This is a genomic window from Comamonas sp. GCA5 (assembly GCF_036541385.1).
Classification (GTDB): domain Bacteria; phylum Pseudomonadota; class Gammaproteobacteria; order Burkholderiales; family Burkholderiaceae_C; genus Comamonas; species Comamonas aquatica.
On the sequence record NZ_JAZHFR010000158.1, the window covers coordinates 1 to 2,726 of the forward strand.

Sequence of the window (2,726 nt, forward strand, 5' to 3'; positions counted from 1 at the left end):
TGTCCTGTACGCCCCGGTTGCGCAACTCGGTGACCACCTGCAGCCAGAACTTGGCCCCTTCGGTCTGGGCCAGCCACAGGCCCAGCACCTCCTTCTCTCCGCTCATGGTGATGCCGATGGCTAGGTACACGGCCTTGATCCGTATGGCGCCCTCGCGCACCTTCACGTGGATGCAGGCCAGGCCTCGAACTGGAAGAAGTCCAGGTGCCGCCAGGATCGGCGCAGCCGGTCGTGCACCGGTTGCGTGGCCGCACCGCATGCCGGGCAGGCGAGCCTGCTGGTGTGGCAGCCGATCTCGAAGTCGATACGCCGCTTGGCGGTGTCGAGCCTGACGTCATCGACGACCCACGGCGGCTGCAAGCCCAGCGCGCTGGTGAACAGAGCTTCTACGGCAATGCCCATGGACTCATCCTCCTGATCAAACACGCCTCGTGGACATGTGCACAGGCCGGCCAGCGGCCTGCACACATGCCCACCGGGCTCAACAACCAGGGGAGCATTGTGAGTGTTGTGTTCCACACGAAATGACGAAGGACCCGCAACATCATGAGCGCCCGCGGGAAGGTGTTCAGAACGTTGAGCGGTGCCTAATCCAGAAATTTCGCCTCTATGTGTGCTCGTGAAGAAAAGCCTTCCAAAAGGGGCAGGTCAGATGCGTGTGCCCATATGTGTGCCCATTTAAAATCAATAAAAAATAAAGTTGTTTAATATCAATTGCTTAGATGCGTTCTTTAGCTTCTGCATCGAAGTGAGCGCGGCGCCGCCCTGCGCGCTGGCGGGCGAGTGCGTCCCGCCCAGCGTGGCCTACGGCGTCGGTGCGCAAGGCGGTTGCTCACCCTGGGTGGACGACCCAGGCACGGTCTGCGCGGCACTTAAAAAACAGAGCGCTTGGCGCACCAAGACAAAGGACTTCCAGCCTCAAAAGACTGGAAGTCCTTGTCGCATCAGCGGTATCTGCTACTTTTTCACGCGTTGAATGCCATGCTAGGGGCTGCCGCGCTGCGGCGGCGCAGCAGGTAGATGTCCATGATCCAGCCGTGCTGTGCGCGCGCGGCGGCGCGCGTGGCCAGGATGCGCGGGCCGGCCTCGGCCAGCGGGCCGTGGTCCAGCACCTGCTGGGCCATGCCCACGTAGGCGCCCCACCAGATGTCTACGTCCTGCGCCAGCGCCGGCGGCAGGTGGGTGAAGCTGCACTGCCCATCCAGCATGACGACCACGGTGTCCACCCCGGCGGGCCAGCCGTGGTCACGCAGCTGGCGGCCGGTGGTCACGGTGAAGGGTTGGCCGATCTCGTTCACCGCCAGCGCGTGGGCGGCGGTCAGGGCCTGGACGGCGGTGATGCCGGCCACCACATGCACCTGCACGGGCGGCGGCTGCATGCGCGCGGCGATGCGCAGCGTGCTGTCGTATAGCGAGGGGTCGCCCCAGACCAGCAGGGCCACATGCAGCGGCCCTTCGGCCTGGCGCGGCTGCAGCCCGTCTGCCAGGGCCTGGGCCATCGTCGCCTGCCAGCAGCGGGTGATGGCGGCATGCCATTCGTCCACCTGGGCCAGGTAGTCGTCGCCCTGGCTGCGGCGCACGGGCATGTCAAAGCCGGCCACACGCGGCGGCGTGGGCACGTCGGCCAGCACGGCATCGCACAGCGACTGGCGCAGCGCGGCCAGCTCGGCCTTGTCCTCGCCCTTGTGCGGCAGCAGGATCAGGTCGGCCGCGCGCATGGCCTGCAGGGCCTGGCGCGTGAGGTGGTCGGGGTTGCCCGTGCCAATCCCGATCAGCGTCAGGGCCACGGGGGGCAGGGGGCGGTTCATGCCGCGTCGTGGCCCAGGGGGCGGTCGGTGGCGGTGTCCACGGCAGTGCCTGTGGCGGGAAAGCGCGGCTCGGTGCCCAGGGGGCGGTAGCGGCGGTCGTAGTCGGCGGCGTAGAGGCGGCTTTCGCCAAAGTCTTCGGCGCTGATGCTGCGGCCCACCAGCATGATAGCCGTGCGCTCCATGCGGCTGGACACGGCCTGGGCCAGCTGGCCCACGGTGGTGCGCACCACGGTCTCATCGGGCCAGCTGGCACGCCAGACGATGGCGGCGGGGCAGTCGGCACCGTAGTGGGGCAGCAGCTCGGCCTGCACCTTCTCGGCCACGTGGATGGACAGGTGGATGGCCAGCACTGCGCCGGTGGCGGCAAAGGCAGCCAGGTTCTCGCCCTCGGGCATGGCGGTGGCGCGGCCCGAGGTGCGCGTCAGCACCAGGGACTGGCACAGGCCGGGCAGGGTCAGCTCGGCCCCCAGCGTGGCGGCCGCGGCGGCGAACGAGGGCACGCCGGGCGTGACGCTGTAGGCAATGCCCAGCTCGCGCAGGCGGCGCAGCTGCTCGCCCATGGCCGACCAGACGGACAGATCGCCCGAATGCAGGCGGGCCACGTCCTGGCCCTGGGCCTCGGCGGCCTGGATTTCCGCCACGATCTGGTCCAGGTCCATGGACGCGGTGTTGACGATGCGCGCGCCCGGCGGGCAGTGCGCCAGCAGTTCGCGCGGGATCAGCGACCCGGCATACAGGCACACCGGGCAGCGGGCCATCAGGTCGCGCCCGCGCACGGTGATCAGGTCGGCGGCGCCGGGGCCGGCGCCGATGAAATGCACGGTCATGCCGTTACTCCTCAAGGGGAGAGGCTATCGCCTCTCCGGATACACAATCGAAAGACGGGGCGGCGCAGGCCAGCGCCAGCGTGCGCAGCCG

The 2,726-nt window shown here is 68.3% G+C and carries 2 protein-coding genes and 2 pseudogenes; all 4 read right to left on the reverse strand.

Features of this window, described 5'->3' with window-relative positions:
- A pseudogene (locus SJH88_RS18825) lies at positions 1–193 on the reverse strand (transposase); the annotation flags it as partial.
- Positions 178–402 (reverse strand): annotated as a pseudogene (locus tag SJH88_RS18830) (transposase family protein); the annotation flags it as partial. The pseudogenes SJH88_RS18825 and SJH88_RS18830, both read right to left, overlap by 16 nt.
- Before the next feature lie 563 nt (positions 403–965).
- Positions 966–1,808, reverse strand: coding sequence for a precorrin-6A synthase (deacetylating) (gene cobF / locus SJH88_RS18835; protein ID WP_274755352.1), 843 nt, complete (start codon positions 1,806–1,808; stop codon positions 966–968).
- Positions 1,805–2,635: a precorrin-4 C(11)-methyltransferase gene (gene cobM / locus SJH88_RS18840; protein WP_274755353.1), complete on the reverse strand. Its 831-nt coding sequence runs from the start codon at positions 2,633–2,635 to the stop codon at positions 1,805–1,807. Before cobM ends, cobF begins: the two co-directional genes overlap by 4 nt.
- Between the last annotated feature and the right edge of the window lie 91 nt (positions 2,636–2,726).

Coding starts and splice junctions, on each gene's coding strand:
- cobF (WP_274755352.1), bottom strand. CDS start 1,808: ATGAACCGCCCCCTGCCCCCCGTGGCCCTGACGCTGATCGGGATTGGC.
- cobM (WP_274755353.1), bottom strand. CDS start 2,635: ATGACCGTGCATTTCATCGGCGCCGGCCCCGGCGCCGCCGACCTGATC.